General features: G+C 58.5%; 17 protein-coding genes. 11 read left to right on the plus strand and 6 right to left on the minus strand.

From position 1 onward, the window contains the following. Positions 1-6 precede the first annotated feature (6 nt). The 11 genes from H522_RS0101755 (at position 7) to H522_RS0101805 (ending at position 8855) form a co-directional block, all read left to right on the plus strand. Positions 7-747, plus strand: a complete 741-nt coding sequence (locus tag H522_RS0101755; RefSeq protein WP_245577974.1) for a biosynthetic peptidoglycan transglycosylase — start codon at positions 7-9, stop codon at positions 745-747. Then, positions 744-1058 (plus strand): GIY-YIG nuclease family protein, encoded by a 315-nt coding sequence (locus H522_RS16965; protein WP_081411773.1) that lies wholly within the window; start codon positions 744-746, stop codon positions 1056-1058. Before H522_RS0101755 ends, H522_RS16965 begins: the two co-directional genes overlap by 4 nt. Positions 1059-1088: 30 nt before the next feature. After that, positions 1089-1655: a hypothetical protein gene (locus tag H522_RS0101765; protein ID WP_026960988.1), complete on the plus strand. Its 567-nt coding sequence runs from the start codon at positions 1089-1091 to the stop codon at positions 1653-1655. A gap of 77 nt (positions 1656-1732) precedes the next feature. Further along, entirely contained in the window at positions 1733-2473 is a 741-nt protein-coding gene (locus H522_RS0101770) for an MBL fold metallo-hydrolase (RefSeq protein WP_026960989.1), read from the plus strand. Between the two features lie 6 nt (positions 2474-2479). Continuing rightward, on the plus strand, positions 2480-3400 hold the full coding sequence (locus tag H522_RS16970; protein ID WP_081411775.1) for an ABC transporter ATP-binding protein: 921 nt from the start codon (positions 2480-2482) through the stop codon (positions 3398-3400). Continuing rightward, positions 3397-4143: an ABC transporter permease gene (locus H522_RS0101780; RefSeq protein WP_026960990.1), complete on the plus strand. Its 747-nt coding sequence runs from the start codon at positions 3397-3399 to the stop codon at positions 4141-4143. The genes H522_RS16970 and H522_RS0101780 overlap by 4 nt, the downstream gene beginning before the upstream one ends. Positions 4144-4284: 141 nt before the next feature. After that, the gene (locus H522_RS0101785; protein ID WP_026960991.1) at positions 4285-5904 is read left to right on the plus strand and encodes a spore germination protein; all 1620 of its coding nucleotides are present in this window, start codon (positions 4285-4287) and stop codon (positions 5902-5904) included. Between the two features lie 4 nt (positions 5905-5908). Beyond that, on the plus strand, positions 5909-7036 hold the full coding sequence (locus H522_RS0101790; protein ID WP_026960992.1) for a GerAB/ArcD/ProY family transporter: 1128 nt from the start codon (positions 5909-5911) through the stop codon (positions 7034-7036). After that, entirely contained in the window at positions 7011-8315 is a 1305-nt protein-coding gene (locus H522_RS0101795) for a Ger(x)C family spore germination protein (RefSeq protein WP_081411776.1), read from the plus strand. The genes H522_RS0101790 and H522_RS0101795 overlap by 26 nt, the downstream gene beginning before the upstream one ends. A gap of 41 nt (positions 8316-8356) precedes the next feature. Continuing rightward, a complete protein-coding gene (locus H522_RS21380) occupies positions 8357-8533 on the plus strand; it encodes a CLC_0170 family protein (protein WP_211230631.1) in 177 nt (58 codons plus the stop codon). Between the two features lie 115 nt (positions 8534-8648). Then, on the plus strand, positions 8649-8855 hold the full coding sequence (locus H522_RS0101805) for a DUF1657 domain-containing protein (protein ID WP_026960994.1): 207 nt from the start codon (positions 8649-8651) through the stop codon (positions 8853-8855). A gap of 227 nt (positions 8856-9082) precedes the next feature. Here H522_RS0101805 and H522_RS0101810 read toward each other — a convergent pair whose 3' ends face one another. The 6 genes from H522_RS0101810 to H522_RS21705 all read right to left on the minus strand — a co-directional run bounded on the left by H522_RS0101810 (position 9083) and on the right by H522_RS21705 (position 15021). Then, a complete protein-coding gene (locus tag H522_RS0101810) occupies positions 9083-9559 on the minus strand; it encodes a hypothetical protein (RefSeq protein WP_026960995.1) in 477 nt (158 codons plus the stop codon). Between the two features lie 249 nt (positions 9560-9808). Then, positions 9809-10897: a GerAB/ArcD/ProY family transporter gene (locus tag H522_RS0101815; protein ID WP_035452165.1), complete on the minus strand. Its 1089-nt coding sequence runs from the start codon at positions 10895-10897 to the stop codon at positions 9809-9811. Between the two features lie 15 nt (positions 10898-10912). Then, positions 10913-11137: a hypothetical protein gene (locus tag H522_RS0101820; RefSeq protein WP_026960997.1), complete on the minus strand. Its 225-nt coding sequence runs from the start codon at positions 11135-11137 to the stop codon at positions 10913-10915. Next, entirely contained in the window at positions 11134-12354 is a 1221-nt protein-coding gene (locus H522_RS0101825; protein WP_081411777.1) for a Ger(x)C family spore germination protein, read from the minus strand. The genes H522_RS0101820 and H522_RS0101825 overlap by 4 nt, the downstream gene beginning before the upstream one ends. Further along, positions 12351-13940: a spore germination protein gene (locus H522_RS16975; RefSeq protein ID WP_081411778.1), complete on the minus strand. Its 1590-nt coding sequence runs from the start codon at positions 13938-13940 to the stop codon at positions 12351-12353. The genes H522_RS0101825 and H522_RS16975 overlap by 4 nt, the downstream gene beginning before the upstream one ends. A gap of 409 nt (positions 13941-14349) precedes the next feature. Further along, entirely contained in the window at positions 14350-15021 is a 672-nt protein-coding gene (locus tag H522_RS21705; RefSeq protein ID WP_026960999.1) for a tetratricopeptide repeat protein, read from the minus strand. Positions 15022-15157: the final 136 nt, after the last annotated feature.

The raw sequence follows: 15157 nt of genomic DNA on the forward strand, positions 1-15157 counted from the left end.
CCTCGTATGCGTCTGCTCTCGTTTGCGTTGCGCGTCGCGGTGAGGCTGGCCTTGGCCATCTGCGTCCTGTTGGTGATGATCTACGGGGTGCTGTACGTATACTTCACCCGCGTCCGGCACATTGACCGAGAGGTCGAGGCTGCAGTGGCCAACCGCATTCTCGCGTATCACGTGCATCCGCTGAATTACGAGCAGATTCCCAGCTTCTTTCGCGAGGCCATCATCTCGACGGAAGACCGCCGCTTTTGGTGGGACCCTGGGATAGACCCGGTTGGCATTCTCCGGTCGCTATACGTCGATATCGAAGCCGACGGGTATGTGGAGGGCGGATCGACCATTACCCAGCAGCTGGTGGATAACACCTTGCTCTCCAAGCGCAAGTCCATCGTCCGCAAGCTGCGGCAGGCGGTCTATGCCATCGGCATCTATGACACGATGAGCAAGTGCCAGACGCTGACCGACTATGTCAACGTCATCTACTTCGGGCACGGGGCGTACGGATTGTATAACGCGGCGGAGACGTACTTCGGTCTACCGCCGGCGGCGCTCAATGAAGGGGAATTGAGCCTGCTGGCCGGGCTCCCCAACGGTCCTTCGTTGTACGATCCGCTCGTCTCTCTGAAACTGGCGCGCAGCCGCCAGTGGGTGGTGCTCGAGAACATGGTTGACGCCGGCCGTCTCAGCAAAGCCGAGGCCGAAGCGATTTATCACCAGCCCCTCCGCTTGAAGGGGGCGCCTGGGACATGAACTACGTATACATGCTCGAATGCGGCGACGGCACGATTTACACCGGCTGGACGACCGATTTGGCCCGGCGCCTGGCCGCTCACCGGGCTGGGCGCGGCGCCCGCTACACCCGCGGCCGCGGGCCCTTGATTGTCCGGCGCGTCGAGGTCTACGCGGACAAGTCGGCCGCCCTCCGGCGCGAACGGGAGATCAAACGCCTGAACCGGGCGGACAAGTTGGCCTTGCTGGCGGAGGGGCCGACTTTCGAGCGAGACCCGGCGTTCGGGGACCTGCCTGAGCCTGGAGCGGAGCCAGCGGATGCAGGCAACTGAGCACATACGCAGGGTATAAGGAGGCGCCAGATGTTTCGTCGTATCGGCAAGCTTTTGCGCGCATGGGAATTTTACACGTTCGTGCGCAGCTTCAGTCCAACGGCCTATTTGATGGACAAGGCCTTCGAATACATGTTTGAGCGGCTGACCTTGTACGACTACGGCTTTCTGGCCGCCGCCTTGATACTGGCCCTGGCGTTTGTGGTTGAGCTGGTCGACGGCTTGGTGCAGGTTGTGCTCACGGTGTTGCGCGGCATCGGGGTGTGGCACGGCGTCTGGCCGACCTGGCCCGGCTTCCGCTGGCTGGCTCACCCCACCGTTGCCGGCGTCGTGGACTGGTTCTTTATCGGGGTGACGTTGAGTCTCGCGCTTTTTGTGTGGTTGTTCCACTTCCTGCGCAGGCTGTGGCCGGAGGGGCGCATGGGCCAGTTGCACCGCAGCTACGGAGGCGCCAGCTTTCACGTCCAGTGGCAGGTTTTTGACGAAGGGGAACATACGTGGGCCGGGGCTCGAATTCGTCCGCGGCACAAGACCAGTCCGACCGCCTGGGGGTTCTTGCTGGTTGGCTGGCTGCTCCAGGTCTTGATGTGGATCTGAAGCCCCGAGGTTTTCCGAGAAAGGAGCACGTATGAGTAAGCGCCCTCGGCAAACACGGTCGAAAGGAGATGACAATCGTGAAAATTCACGTCCTTGGTTTCTGGGGTACGTATCCAGAAGCGGGTGAGGCGACTACCGGTTTTCTCATTGAATCGGGTGAGGAGCGCATCCTGCTCGACTGTGGATCCGGCGTGCTGGCGCAGCTGTTGCACATCTGCCCGGTAGAGCGCTTGACGGGCGTCGTGGTGACGCACCATCACCACGACCATAACGCCGACCTGGGGGTGCTGTCCTACGCGCTCCTGGTCGCTCGCAAGAGCGGACGGCGCACCCCCCCGGTTCCTATGTACATGCTCCCGGGCCCGAAAGCCTTGATGGAGGATTTGCGTAAGGAACCGTTCATTCGCCTGCACACCTTGACGCCTGAGGCGAAGGTTACACTGGGTGGCATTTCCTTCTCCTTTGCCCAGACCCAGCACCCCGTACCCTGCCTCGCCGTCCGCGCCGAGGCCGCAGGCCGCGTGTTCGCGTTCTCGGCCGACTCATCGCTGGCGCCGGAACTCCTTCGCGTCGCCCGGGGAGCGGACCTGTTCATCTGCGAGGCGAGCATGTTTGACGGACAGGAACGAATGGCGGTGCAGGCCGGGCACCTGACCGCCAGGCAGGCTGGGCAGTTGGCTCGCGAGGCCGAGTGTGCCCGGCTCGCCTTAACCCACTACCCGCACGAGGGCGATTTGGACCTGCTTTTCCAGCAGGCGGAGGCTGCCTTTGGTCGTCCCGTCGAACGGTTGTCCACGCGCCAGGTGCTCGAGGTCTGAGGCGCCATGCCATCCACATCGGGGAATGAGACGGGGAATCCGGCATGGGCGCTGGAGTTTCGCGACGTGGGGCGAGTTGTCCAAACGGATGACGGATCGCGTACTGTCCTGCAGGGGATTAGCGGCCGCATCGCTCCGGGGCGTGTGGTCACTCTTGTCGGTCCCTCCGGGGCCGGCAAGAGTACTTTGCTCGCTCTTTGTAACCTGTTCGCCACCCCGGATGAAGGGCAGGTCTTCGTGTCCGGCCGTGAGGTGCGGGAGTGGCCGCTGCCCCAGTTACGTCGGCACGTTGGCTTGGTGATGCAGCAGCCGGTTATGCTGCCCGGCACCGTCGCGGACAACCTGGCAGTCCCCTATCAGTTGCAGGGGCGTCCCGCGCCGAATGGGAAAGAGCTACTCGAGCAGGTTGGGCTACCGGCAGACTTACTCTCCCGGGCAGCGTCCGAGCTCTCCGGGGGACAGCAGCAGCGGGTGGCATTGGCCCGCACCTTGGCGAACCAGCCGCAGGTCTTGCTCTTGGACGAGGTGACCTCGGCCCTGGACAGGGGCTCGGCAGCGGTGATTGAACAGAACATTCGTGAGTGGGTGGCCAAGCGCCAGTTGACCGTACTTTGGGTGACGCACGACCTCGCACAGGCCGAGCGGGTTGGGGACGAGACGTGGTTACTCGTAGACGGCCGCCTGGTTGAGCAAGCGCCGACTAGGGCGTTTTTCCAAGCCCCGACGACAGAGGAAGGCCGGCGCTTTCTCGAATTCGGCGCGGCCGGACAAAAGGCCGACCCAAGCTCCGGCGAAGTCTCCGGCCAAACGGCTGACCAAGCCGCCCGCGAAGTCGCCGACCAAACCGCCGCCGATGCGCATGGTGCGTCTGGGTTGGTCCCGGAGTCGAGGGTGGTATCGGAGGCCGACGAGGGGGATGAGCCATGAGTTTATGGACACTCTCACTCACCCTGGCGTTTGTGGTCGGGGCGATGCTGGTTTCACTCTGGCAACGCCTGGGCCTGGAACGGGACATGGTGGTGGCGACGGTTCGGGCCACCATCCAGCTGCTCATCATCGGCTACATTCTAAAGTTCGTTTTCCACGTGGACAATATCGCCTTGACCGCGGCCATGGTGACGCTCATGACCTGCGTCGCCGCTGACAACGCTGGGCGGCGCGGCCGCGGCCTGGCGGGCCGCTTTTGGCGTCCGTTCGCCGCCATCGCCGCGACCGAGGTCCTGACACAGGGGTTCCTCCTCGTGGCGCACGTCATTCCTCCTAAGCCGTCATACATCATCCCCATCAGTGGCATGATTATCGGCAATTCGATGGTCGCTTCGGGGCTGTTTCTCAACCGCCTGCGCGATGAGGCAAAGTCTCGCCGTCCGGAGGTATTGGCGTTGCTCGCGCTCGGTGCCAATCCGAAGCAGGCTTCGCGGCGCGTGCTCAAGGCCGCCACCAAAGCCAGCATGATTCCCACCATTGACAGCGCCAAAACAATGGGGCTCGTCCAGCTGCCCGGGATGATGACCGGCCAAATCATCGCGGGGGCGGACCCGATTCAGGCAGTGCGTTACCAATTGCTCATCGTTTTCGCGATCATCGCCTCTGCCGCCATCACGAGCATCGTGCTCGGTTTTCTCACCTATTCGCGCCTGTTTAACCGTCATTGGCAGCCCACGGTCTAGGCGTCGCCTGCTTCCCGCGGTTGGGATGTTGATGACACGCAAACCCCTCACCCTCTCCGGTTTCGATGAATATGTTCCAATCATTGGATTTAAACTACCGTAAATGGAAGATGACCATCGGAAACGGAGTGGAGGAGCCACATGACCATCTGGCGCCGGGCGAAAAAAACGTTGACGAATCCATTGCCGCCCGAGGAGGCGCTGCGCCAGCACCGGAACCGAAAGTTTGATGGGCAAGTGCAAAAGTCGGTTCGGTTCATTGAGGAGATGCTGGGCGAAAACGACGACCTGGTCATTCGTTCCTTTCGCATTTTCCATGTATACGACGCGGTGGCCATCTATTTTGCCAACATCGTCAACCGCGAAATAAGCAACGAAGCCATCTTTCGTCCCCTGATGAAGCCACCTTCGACTGCGGCGCGCAGCCGGTTGCGCGGGCGCGCCCTGCGCGAGGTCATCGTCAAAGAAGTCCTTCATCACGAAGAGGTCTATCTGCGCAAGGACTTGATAAAAGTGGTCGAGGACATTTTGCGCGGCAATACGGTCGTTCTGGTGCAACATTGCGACGAAGTGATTGTCATCGCCACGCGAAGGGTTCCGCAGCGCAACCCAGATCAGCCAGAGACCGAGCAGGTCATCCGTGGTGCCCGCGATGGCTTTGTCGAACAGCTTTCAACCAACATCACACTCTTACGTTATCGTCTGCAGACACCCAACCTACGTGTCAAGATGATGACGATTGGCCAACTGACGAAGACCAAAGTGGCCGTCTGCTATATTGAGGGCGTGGCCCGTCCGGTACTCGTTCAGGAGGTACTGGACCGACTCAAATCGATTGAGACTGACAGCGTGCTGGACGCCGGCACCTTGGAACAGTTTATCGAAGACAACCATTGGAGCCCGTTCCCGCAGGTGCAAAACTCGGAGCGTCCGGACAAGTGTGTCGCCAGTCTGCTCGAGGGGCGTGTCGTGATTCTGACCGATGCTACGCCTTTCAGTCTGATAGTGCCGGCGGTCTTCGTCCAGTTCAACCAGACCATGGACGACTATTCGGAACGTTGGCTGATGTCCAGCCTTATCCGGTTCGTTCGCCTGGTAGCACTCATCTTTTCCTTCATTTTCCCAAGTCTCTATGTGGCCATCATCGCCTTCAACCCAGAACTGATTCCGACAAAGTTTGCCGTAGCTGTCGCCGGTGGGCGGGCGGGTGTGCCGTTTCCAGCTGTCATCGAGGTGCTTTTGATGGAAGTCTCGATGGAGGTCCTGCGTGAAGCCACCTTACGTCTGCCGCAGCAGGTCGGTGGCGCCCTCTCCATCGTCGGCGTGCTCATCATTGGCCAAGCGGCCGTCGCAGCCGGTTTTGCCAGTCCGATTACCGTCGTCATCATCGCCTTGACGACCATCGGATCGTTCGCGACGCCGGCTTACAACGCGGCTATCGCCCTGCGCATCCTGCGTTTTGTGTTGACCATTCTTGCCGGCCTATTCGGTCTTTACGGCGTCGTCGTGGGGCTGATTCTGGTTTCCAACCACATGCTGTCGCTCCGCTCTTTTGGTATCCCGTACCTCAGCCCCGTCGTCCCGCTTAACTGGGAGGGCCTTAAGGACGCCTTGATTCGTGCTCCGCTGTGGTCGATGTGGCGCCGTCCGAAGCAGCTCAATCCGGTCGACCATCGCCGCTTGTCGCCGGATACCCTGCAGAAAATGATGGAGCCGCGCAGCCATACACTCGATCCGGTCAAGCCGCGGAGGTTGAAGTAACTTGATGCACAAGGCGGTTTACCGCACGATTACGGTCTTAGAGGCCGTATGTATTTTCGCCAGCTCGACAATCGGCGTCGGCGTACTCGCTCTGCCCCGCATTGCGGTTGAGGCGGCCGATACGGGCGCACCTTTAATCACCGTATGCGGCCTTGGTTTGGCATTCTTTGGGGCGTTTATCCTCACGCTGCTCGCCCGTCGCTTTCCCAATGACACTGTCGTGCGTGTGGCGGAGCGGGTGGTCGGGGTGTGGTTGGGGCGTGTCTGGGGCGCCGCCATTGCACTCTTTTTCATCGTTCTCACAGCCCTTGGTGCGCGTGAGTTTTCCGCGGTCGTCACCACGGCCGTTCTCCCCCGTACGCCGATTGAGGTGACAACGCTGGTCATGCTCTTATTGGCCGCGCTTTCCGTTCGCAACAACATCACCTCGTTTGGCTACATCCACACATTTTATCAGCCGTCTATTCACATCCCGAGCTTTCTGATTGCCATTTTCGCCCTCAAAAACGCCCAGCCCATGAATCTTTTACCGTTACTTGGCAACGAACCCGTCCACTGGCTGGCTGGTACGGTTACGGTCTCCGCCCTCCTCCAGGGTGGGTTTATCCTCGGCTTTCTGGGCCCCGCTATGGTTGAACCCAGACGGATGCCGCAAGTACTGCTCTACAGCGGCCTCGTCACCGGCAGCCTGTATCTGACTATGGTCATCGCCTCACTGGCCGTGTTTGGCAGCATGGAAATACACAACCTGATGTGGCCGACCCTGGAGTTGGCCAAGACGACCTTGATACCCGGGGAAATCTTGGAACGACTGGATGCAGCGTTCTTGGCCATTTGGGTGACGGCTGTATTCACGACCTTGTACTCCACGTATTTTATAGCCGTCTTGGCGATTAAGGATGTCTTGCGATTTGAAGACCACTCCTTTTTATCGTTTGCCTTATTGCCATTTATCTTTATGGTCGCGATGCTGCCCCCCAACGTCGTTCAGCTCTACCGCGTGATTGAACGCGTTGGATGGGGTGGATTATCACTGACCATCGGTTATCCACTCATCATCCTTCTACTCGCCTGGGTGCGCGGGGTGAGAGAGGAGCGTGGCATTCGTGAAGAAGTGGATGGCCGCATGTAAGGTGTTTTTGTCCCTGTGGGTTTGTCTATGCACAACCGGGTGTTGGGACCGGTTAGAAATTGAGCAACGGGCGACCGTCTTGGGGTTGTCATTTGATATACAGCCCGAGAATGAATCAGGGCAAGCGGGGCAAGGCGCGAATGGGCAAGGGGGTCCTGACACACAAAGTCCACAGCAAAGGTTGATGCAAGGGAATTTGACCGCGGAGGCCGCCGCTTCAGAGCCGCAAGAAGGCGGCAAGCAAGGGCAGATTCGTTTGACCGCTCAGATTGCCGTACCCGGACGGATTCCACTCGGGCCGGGCCAAGAAGGAGGCGGGGGAGCTGGAACGAACCCACGGCAGGCCGTCTGGGTGGTGTCGTCCTTCGGCCCAAATGTGACGGAAGCGTTGCAACACCTGCAGCTGCAAGTGGCCGATCCGCTTTTCTACGGTCATCTGCGTGTGATTGTCGTTTCCCGGGCGTTCGCAGAAAGGCGTGGACTCTCAGATCTGATGGATTATCTACGTCGCAATCCGCAGGTGCGGCGGACGCTTTGGATTGTCGTATCCCAACACTTAGCGTCTACGTTGATGGCAACCGCTCCACCCCTCGAGCGCGTGCCGACTTTGTATCTCATTTCCACCATGGACCAGGCCATTCGCATGGGGAAATTCCCGAACGAATTTCTCGGCACCGCCGAGAGCAAAGCGGTCATGAAGGGGCGCGAGATGGTGTTACCCTACGTCGATGTGAGAAACCAAGAAAACCTGTTGGTGCAGGGACTTGCCTACTTTCGAGATTACCGGATGGTCGGTGCCACGGATACCAAGGGAATTTACGCTTACATGGAGCTGGCCGGAATCCGACGGGCCGGGTTTGCTGGCCGGAGCACATTGCCAGACGGCTCATGGGTCGTGGCACAGGGGTACCGCCGGCGCCGCAGTGTCCGTTTGCGTATCATCCACAACAAACCCCAGTTTGACGTCTATGTGCATATCGATTCGAAAGTGAAACAGACATCGGGTGGTCCATTGAACATGCGGGACCCTCGAACCATTGCCATGATTGAACGCGTGCAGGCACGGCAAATTATCGGTGTGCAGAGGCGACTGATTCAGAACACGCAGCGGGCAGGCAGTGATATTGTCGGATTCGGCGAGTTTGTACGCGGTCTTCAACCGGATTGGTGGAACCAGCATGTCCGCACTAAAGACCGGTGGCAGGAAATCTACAAAACCCTGCCTGTCCATCTTCATGTAGATGTCCGTCTGCACGAATTCGGCATGCGGGCTCGGTGATCTCGATGATTCGCTTTGATTGGACACAGGGGTATCCGCTGATGGGCGGGGTGATGTTTGTCTTATGTGGTCTGTTTTTGATCTTTTTTGAGACGTGGCGGTACAAGCAAATCGAACATATGTATGAAGCGCGGCTCAGCTGGATTTGCGGTTGGGTACAGATGGTGATTGGCGTTGGGCTCATCGTCGGCTATATCTTGTACTGGTACGTGTTATAAACCGCTGGCCATGCCGTCTGCCAGGATTCGCCTTGCGGGTCTGGCGCATAGCCCAGGACACGCGAGACATAATGAATCACGTCCCCATCAGAACATGCCTAAGGAGGTTTCCGCCATGACCGTCGCGACCCAAGTCAAACAGACCCTTGCCGGTTTGAAGAGCGCACAGGCCAGCTTTGAGCAGTTTGCTTTACAGACGCAGAATCAGCAGGCCAAACAGCTGTACACGGATGCTGCCAACCAGACCAAGACGCTGGTTCAGACGCTGGAACAGCGGGTGCAGGTGCTCGAACAGGAGGAGCCGCAGTATAAAGGGTTCTGATGGAGACGTTGTTTTCCCCGGCTTGGATTCCATGCTGGATGTCCCATCCGTCCCGTAATACGGGGGGCACCTCTACGTCGGCATCCGAGGGGAAAACGCCATAAGCGGGGGCGGCGTGCTCGGCGCGCCGCCAGCCGTACAGGCGGCAGATGGGCACTGACCCGCGCTTACGGTTTGGGCAAAGCCGCATTCCATCCCCGACTTCTGTCTCGTCTTCTCGAATTCGGTTATCTTTCCACCAGGCTGACGCCCTCTTGCCAGACCGACTCCGGAATGCTGGTCTTGAGGCGGCGCATCGCCTGATTGAGCCAACGTACCCGTTCTTGATGCCAGTGTCCCGCCGCGCGCAGCCAAACCCGTTCTTTGGCGTTGCCAGGTTTCAGACGGCCTAGGTAGCCTTCGGCCTTATCCATGTGCTCGCGGGCTTCAATGAAACACTCGACGGTCATCAGAATCAGTTGCCGCTCCTGATGACGGTCGTGCGCCCCGGCCAGGATGCGCGCCAGGTTTCCGGCCGCTGTGTTGAGGTGATAGCTGGTCTCGTAATTTTCCCTATGCAGGCTACGCAGTTCCAGTTGATTTTCGAATCCGGGCAGAAACTTCATCTCGGTCGTTATCGAACAAAACACCTGTTCTGCGTAAATCGCAGATTGAATTCGTCGAGAAAGCCGTTCCCAAAGGAAGCTTGCCATTTTTTCCGCCATCGTCGTTCCTCCTTGCCTCCAGCGATTCACCGTCGTCACGGGTTTTGCCGCGCCCGCTGTCGATGCAGCATATGGTTGTTTGTCGGGGGGTGTGCTGGAGGAGGGATATGATTTCAATCCGGATGAATCACGTTCCAGACGATAAGGCCGTGGGTACACTGACGGACAGGTGGATTATCTCACCAGTGACATTTCACTCATCTAGCGGCCATAGCTTTTCTACAGTCATCCCCGATACCCGCGCCGAGCCTAACGTTTTGCTTTCCTCCGAAAATTCATCACCATGGCAGCTAAAAGGGGAATACAGATCAACGTTACCACAAAGTACGCTGGTGCCACACCAGCGATGAAGTGCTGCATTTCCTGCGTGCTTCGAAAGAGTGCAAGGCTGCCAGCCCACACGAACAAGCCGCCGGAAAACGCCAAAATCCGGTGCGACGACAGCTTGAATACGTCCTTCATGCCTTCACACCAGGCGTAGTGAAATACGCCCAGTTTTATGCATACGGTGGACATTACCGCCATCACGTACAGTGTGTCCAGACGCTCTAGAAAGCGGCCGACGCGAATGCTGCGGACGGTTTCGAGCACCGGATACGACAGATAATTAGTGGATTGCCCCACTACGCCTGTCGTGATTATCAGGATGATGGTTAAGACAACTGTCAGGATGGCCGTAGCCGTGATCATGTCTTTGGGAAGGGTCCGGCTGTCGCGCAAGGCCCGTACGAACTGTAGGCTAATCAAAATCTCCAATGCGTAGGTCAGATCCGGTGTGATGGCGCCGCGCAACACCGGCTGCCAGCCGTCGGCGAGAACAGGCATCAGTTGGTCAACATCCATGTGTTGCAGGGCCAAGGCAAAGAGAATAGGCGCCACAACGAGCGCGAGCGGTGTAATGAACTCGGCGTCCCGTACAAGGACCTCCACGCCCATGTACACCATGTATGAGATCGCAGCCATGCCGAGTAGCCCGATTATGTACTCCGGTGTCTTTGGCAGGATGGTGATGCTCACAAACGATTCTGCTTCCCGGAGGGTGGTGCAGTTAATCAGGTACAGCCAGACAAGAAACCAGAGACACACGATGCGTCCCAGCCATGGTCCAAACGCGTCAATCAAGCCGCTGGTCAGATTCCGGTTTGGCAATGTATGGAGGAACACCGCCGCGATACCGGCGGACAACATGCCCCCGGCCGCAAACAGGAGGCCTGTAATCCAGCTATCGCGGACGGTGAACTGGGCAATGACGAACGGGATTGTGACCATAGCGGTAGCGAGGATGCTCCAAATGAGTACGATGACGATTTGAAATCGGGAAACCTGTACGTTCGACAAGGCGCGGATCTCCTTCTAAAGAATCCCGTATATCCATTTTGTAACTGGACCAAACATGGCGTCGAACGGAGCCAGCAGATGCAGATTGGGCCACAAATGCCAAGAGACCAACGCGGACATGGCGAGTGTCGCAATCATGAGTGACCCGTACACTCCGACTTCGCGGCGGCATGACCGGCGAAGGGCATGTCTGTCTAGGACTGCAACGGCAATGGCAGTGAACAGCGCGACCCAGATCACGGTGTGGTCACTCCCCGCCCTGCCAACGGAGCCAAGCCACTGCGCGAGGCCGCGGATTCGGGTGTATTGGAAGAAAGGGCGGTCCGGGTAATGTGCACGCGTACATTGCACTTGACCTTCGCGTGCGCAAAGTAATCTGGCCACTGCTGGCTGATCTTCCGCCACCTGCGTGGGTCTTTGATAAACAATCGCGTGCCGAACTGGCAGGCGTCCACGCCGTCGGATTGGAGCTTTGTCACCACCGCCTGCATCTGCCGTTCCATGTACTCGGCAGTTTTCTGCTCAAGTTGGTGGTAGGTTTTCTCGGTCAACCGATCATACGGACAAAGCCGGTCGATCTCCCCTCGTGCTTGAACCTTAACGAGAAAGCTCACTCCATCGTTGCCAAACTGTGGAATGACCTTGGTACGGGAACCGAGCAGTCGCACGGCCCTTCCAACGCCGTCGCCCTTGCCGTCGCACGGCAGGGGGATGACCACTTGGCGGGTGTCCATCATGAGCCACGCTAACCCCTTTGTCTCATCCACCGTCAGGACGTCCACCATCTTTGCACCGCGAAACAAAGCAACCCCTTTCATGAACAAATGGCCTGAAGCGTCTCTGTCCACCAACGACAAGACGGGGGCTTGCGACGGCGACAGGTATTCCTTCATGACCTGTAGTTGCGCGCTGTTGACAACGCGGAACATCTCGCCAATCTGCTCCACTACAGCACGAACGCCCAGCGCGTTCAGCGGCTCAGGGTCGGACGATGCCGAAAGAACGTCCCGGGCCTGTCCCGATGTCGCGACGAGTAGTTGATTGCGGCGAAAGTACCGGGTTCGCTCGAAGTAGTCAAGCCCCCGGTCAATACCTTGCTTTGCGTAGTCACTTCCGAACACCACCAGGGTGTTGTGCGCCAGGTACATGCCGTGCGGTACGTCTGCCTTGAATTTTTCGACCGCTTCTTCGATAAACCTGCCCGTCTCTTCACGGATGAGGAAGGACCGAACGCCGCCTGCTGAACCTGAGTCGCCCCCACCTGCTGTAGGAACGGCCTCCGGATTGACGAGCTGGGCCGTTACCCGCACCAATCCGTTGGCGGTCCGGTCGATGCCGAGGGCTATGACGATATTCATGTCATCGACCTCCTGAAGATCAAAGCACCCTGGCAACAACAACGAACCAACGCTTGCCAGGAAGAGGAAGGCAAGCTTGCGAAATAGGTATGACCTCATCGCTGCCCCTCGCCAGAGGGAGACTTTCTGGGGGGCCGCGGTGTCGGGCTGCGGTTGCTGACACGGTTGATCGGTTCAAGCTGGTTAGGGCGTCGTCTGGTCTCAAACCAGGGAGCCCGTATGAACATATCCTTCATGTCCGACCAAGTCAACGGCGCGATGGGGGCCATGTAGGGAACTCCGAAAGAACGCAGAGAGACGAGATGCGTCACAAGGACTACTCCGAGGATGGCGATTCCGACCAGCCCGAAAACTCCCGCCACGGTGACAAATGCGAATTGAATAATCCGGCTTGAATTCACAAACCCATACGCTGGCAGAGCAAATGACGCGACTCCGGTTCCTGCCACCACAATCACCATGCCCGGAGACACCAAGCCCGCACGCACTGCGGCATCACCGACAATAAGCGTACCCACAATACTGACCGATTGCCCAACCGCCCTTGGCAGCCGCGTCCCGGCTTCACGCAGGGCTTCAAAGGCGCACATCATCACGGTTGCTTCCAAGATGGTCGGAAAGGGAATGCCGCGGTGTTGGGCCGCCACGGTGACGAGCAGCGGTGTCGGTACCAGGTCTTGGTTGTAAGACAACAGCGCCACGTACAGAGACGGCAACAAGAGGGAAGACCAGTATGCGATATGGCGCAAAATGCGAATGAACAACGCTAGCGTGTAGTTTATGTAATAATCTTCAGCGGATGCCAGGAAATAGATGAACTGCGCCGGCACCATCATACAGGTTGGTGCACCGTCGAGCATGATGGCAATGCGCCCCTGCAACAGACTGCCCGTCACCCGATCCGGCCGTTCGGTCTCTTCGGTTGTCGGAAACAGGGTGTACGGCGCGTCGCCGATCAGTTCACGCAACTTGTTGATGTCATTCAGTCCGTCGACGGAAATCTTGCGCAGCCGTTGGCGCGCTTCTTCCACCAGAGTTGGTTTGACGATGCCTTCGAGATAAATGATGCACACGGTGGTCTTGGAGTACACGCCGATGCGCATCGATTCGACCTTGAGATGAGGACTGCGGATCCGCTTGCGCAGGAGCGCGATGTTGAGCGCCAGATGCTCGACGAACGCCTCCTGCGGGCCCTGGAGAGTGGGCTCGTTCTCCGCTTTTTCGATGGCCCGCACCGGGGGCTTGCTAATATCAAGGACGAGGGCCAATTTGGAACCGTCTGCATAAAGCACCATCTGGCCGTCCGACACAGCGGTGTTCAATTCGTGCCGTGTCTGGATCCAACGGATGCGCACCGTGTGCAGGACGGACCCTATCTGCCGTATGTCTGGTGGCCGTTTCGGCAACTTCTCAAGGGGCTCGAGAACCCCCTCTTCGATGCGCGCAAGATCCACCAAACCCTGCAGCCAGATCAAAAGTACGCGCGTACCGTGTACGTCGACGTCACGGAGCTGGAAATCGTCGCAATGTTGCCAGTCTTCCTGAACCCAACTCCGCAATCGTTCTACAGAAGTGGGGAGCGGTTCATCCGGCTGAGACAGCGAAGTGTCGACGAGGCTGGCTATCCTTCCGGGATCATTCCCAAGGCCTTTTCTCTTCGTACGCCGAAGCTTGTCGAAAATCATCGTATACTCCCCGAGACTGTATGTGCTACTTGATTGTTAGTTTTTACCGGGTAAGTCCAAAACATGTACACCCGAGCCGGATGACCGTCACACGGATAGTCTCCTTAACGCTGACAATGCATCCTGTTATAACGATCCGGATGAGTCACGTTCCGGACGATTCGCCGGGGGCGCGACGCAGTCCGGTCTCGCGTATCGTCTCCTCGCGGGCGGGCTCAATCGGGCTTTGAACATCGCGGCGCGTCCAGGTCAAATAAATCACCAAGACGATAACGTCACCATGACAGCCAACCAATAAAAAATCTCTCGCCGACGTAAAGGCATAGGAGGCGCGTCTAGAGGCATATGAGCGGCGCATCCGCAGGTGGAAGGCGAGGTGAGTGTTCCCATGTCGGGAACGTAGAAACAGTCAGCGGTGTAGAAACAACCGCCAGCGCGCCAACAGGGCAAAGCGCCGCTCGGATTTGCGCCGAAACCGGGGTAGCCAGCGGTAGGTCTCGAGGCACCGCTCGAGAGCCCGGCGGGCTTCTTCAGGGCGGTTTAGGCGTTCGTATAAGCCAGCCATTTGGTAAAGCGCCTGGCAAGAGGATTGGTTGTATTTCTGCGCCTCCTCCAGGTCGGCGAGCGCTTGCTCCGGTCGGTCATCGAGGTGCAGTCGGGCCAGGCGCAGGTACGGATCGCCATAGCGCAGGTTCGGGACTTGTGCGAGTGCCATGCGAATCAGCTGCTCGCCCTTCAGGGCCTCTCTCAACCCGATGGCGCATACGCCTTCGTCGTACTGCACGTCCGGGGTTTGCCGCAGCGATTCCGGCAGTTCCGTGAGGAGCCTCTGCGCGGGGGACCATTGTTTTTTCTCCATATATAATTCGGCCAGTTCCAGGCGAGCGTCTGCGTGGTGCGGGTTGTCGGCGATGATTCGTTTCAGTTCCGCCCTGCGCCGCCAGCGCCGGAACGGTTTGCGCACACTCGGCAAAAGACCGATATATCGCCTATCGAGTATGTAATAGGCAACCACAAGAACCAACACGGCCAGCCATGGATTGCCGAGCACCACAGACAACATCCGCCATATCAGAAACACGAACAAAAACTTCAGTGTCCCCCGCCCCTTTCCCAACCATCGGGAATCATCTGGCTTGTTGCCCTCCCAGTATACAATGAAAACGCGCGCGGGACTGTGCCGCGCCGGCCTGCTATACTGGGGGTGACTGAGGAGC

Source organism: Alicyclobacillus herbarius DSM 13609, assembly GCF_000430585.1.
GTDB classification, from domain to species: Bacteria; Bacillota; Bacilli; order Alicyclobacillales; family Alicyclobacillaceae; genus Alicyclobacillus_G; species Alicyclobacillus_G herbarius.

Coding starts and splice junctions, on each gene's coding strand:
- H522_RS0101755 (WP_245577974.1), top strand. CDS start 7: ATGCGTCTGCTCTCGTTTGCGTTGCGCGTCGCGGTGAGGCTGGCCTTG.
- H522_RS16965 (WP_081411773.1), top strand. CDS start 744: ATGAACTACGTATACATGCTCGAATGCGGCGACGGCACGATTTACACC.
- H522_RS0101765 (WP_026960988.1), top strand. CDS start 1,089: ATGTTTCGTCGTATCGGCAAGCTTTTGCGCGCATGGGAATTTTACACG.
- H522_RS16970 (WP_081411775.1), top strand. CDS start 2,480: ATGCCATCCACATCGGGGAATGAGACGGGGAATCCGGCATGGGCGCTG.
- H522_RS0101780 (WP_026960990.1), top strand. CDS start 3,397: ATGAGTTTATGGACACTCTCACTCACCCTGGCGTTTGTGGTCGGGGCG.
- H522_RS0101785 (WP_026960991.1), top strand. CDS start 4,285: ATGACCATCTGGCGCCGGGCGAAAAAAACGTTGACGAATCCATTGCCG.
- H522_RS0101790 (WP_026960992.1), top strand. CDS start 5,909: ATGCACAAGGCGGTTTACCGCACGATTACGGTCTTAGAGGCCGTATGT.
- H522_RS21380 (WP_211230631.1), top strand. CDS start 8,357: ATGGGCGGGGTGATGTTTGTCTTATGTGGTCTGTTTTTGATCTTTTTT.
- H522_RS0101805 (WP_026960994.1), top strand. CDS start 8,649: ATGACCGTCGCGACCCAAGTCAAACAGACCCTTGCCGGTTTGAAGAGC.
- H522_RS0101810 (WP_026960995.1), bottom strand. CDS start 9,559: ATGGCGGAAAAAATGGCAAGCTTCCTTTGGGAACGGCTTTCTCGACGA.
- H522_RS0101825 (WP_081411777.1), bottom strand. CDS start 12,354: ATGAGGTCATACCTATTTCGCAAGCTTGCCTTCCTCTTCCTGGCAAGC.
- H522_RS16975 (WP_081411778.1), bottom strand. CDS start 13,940: ATGATTTTCGACAAGCTTCGGCGTACGAAGAGAAAAGGCCTTGGGAAT.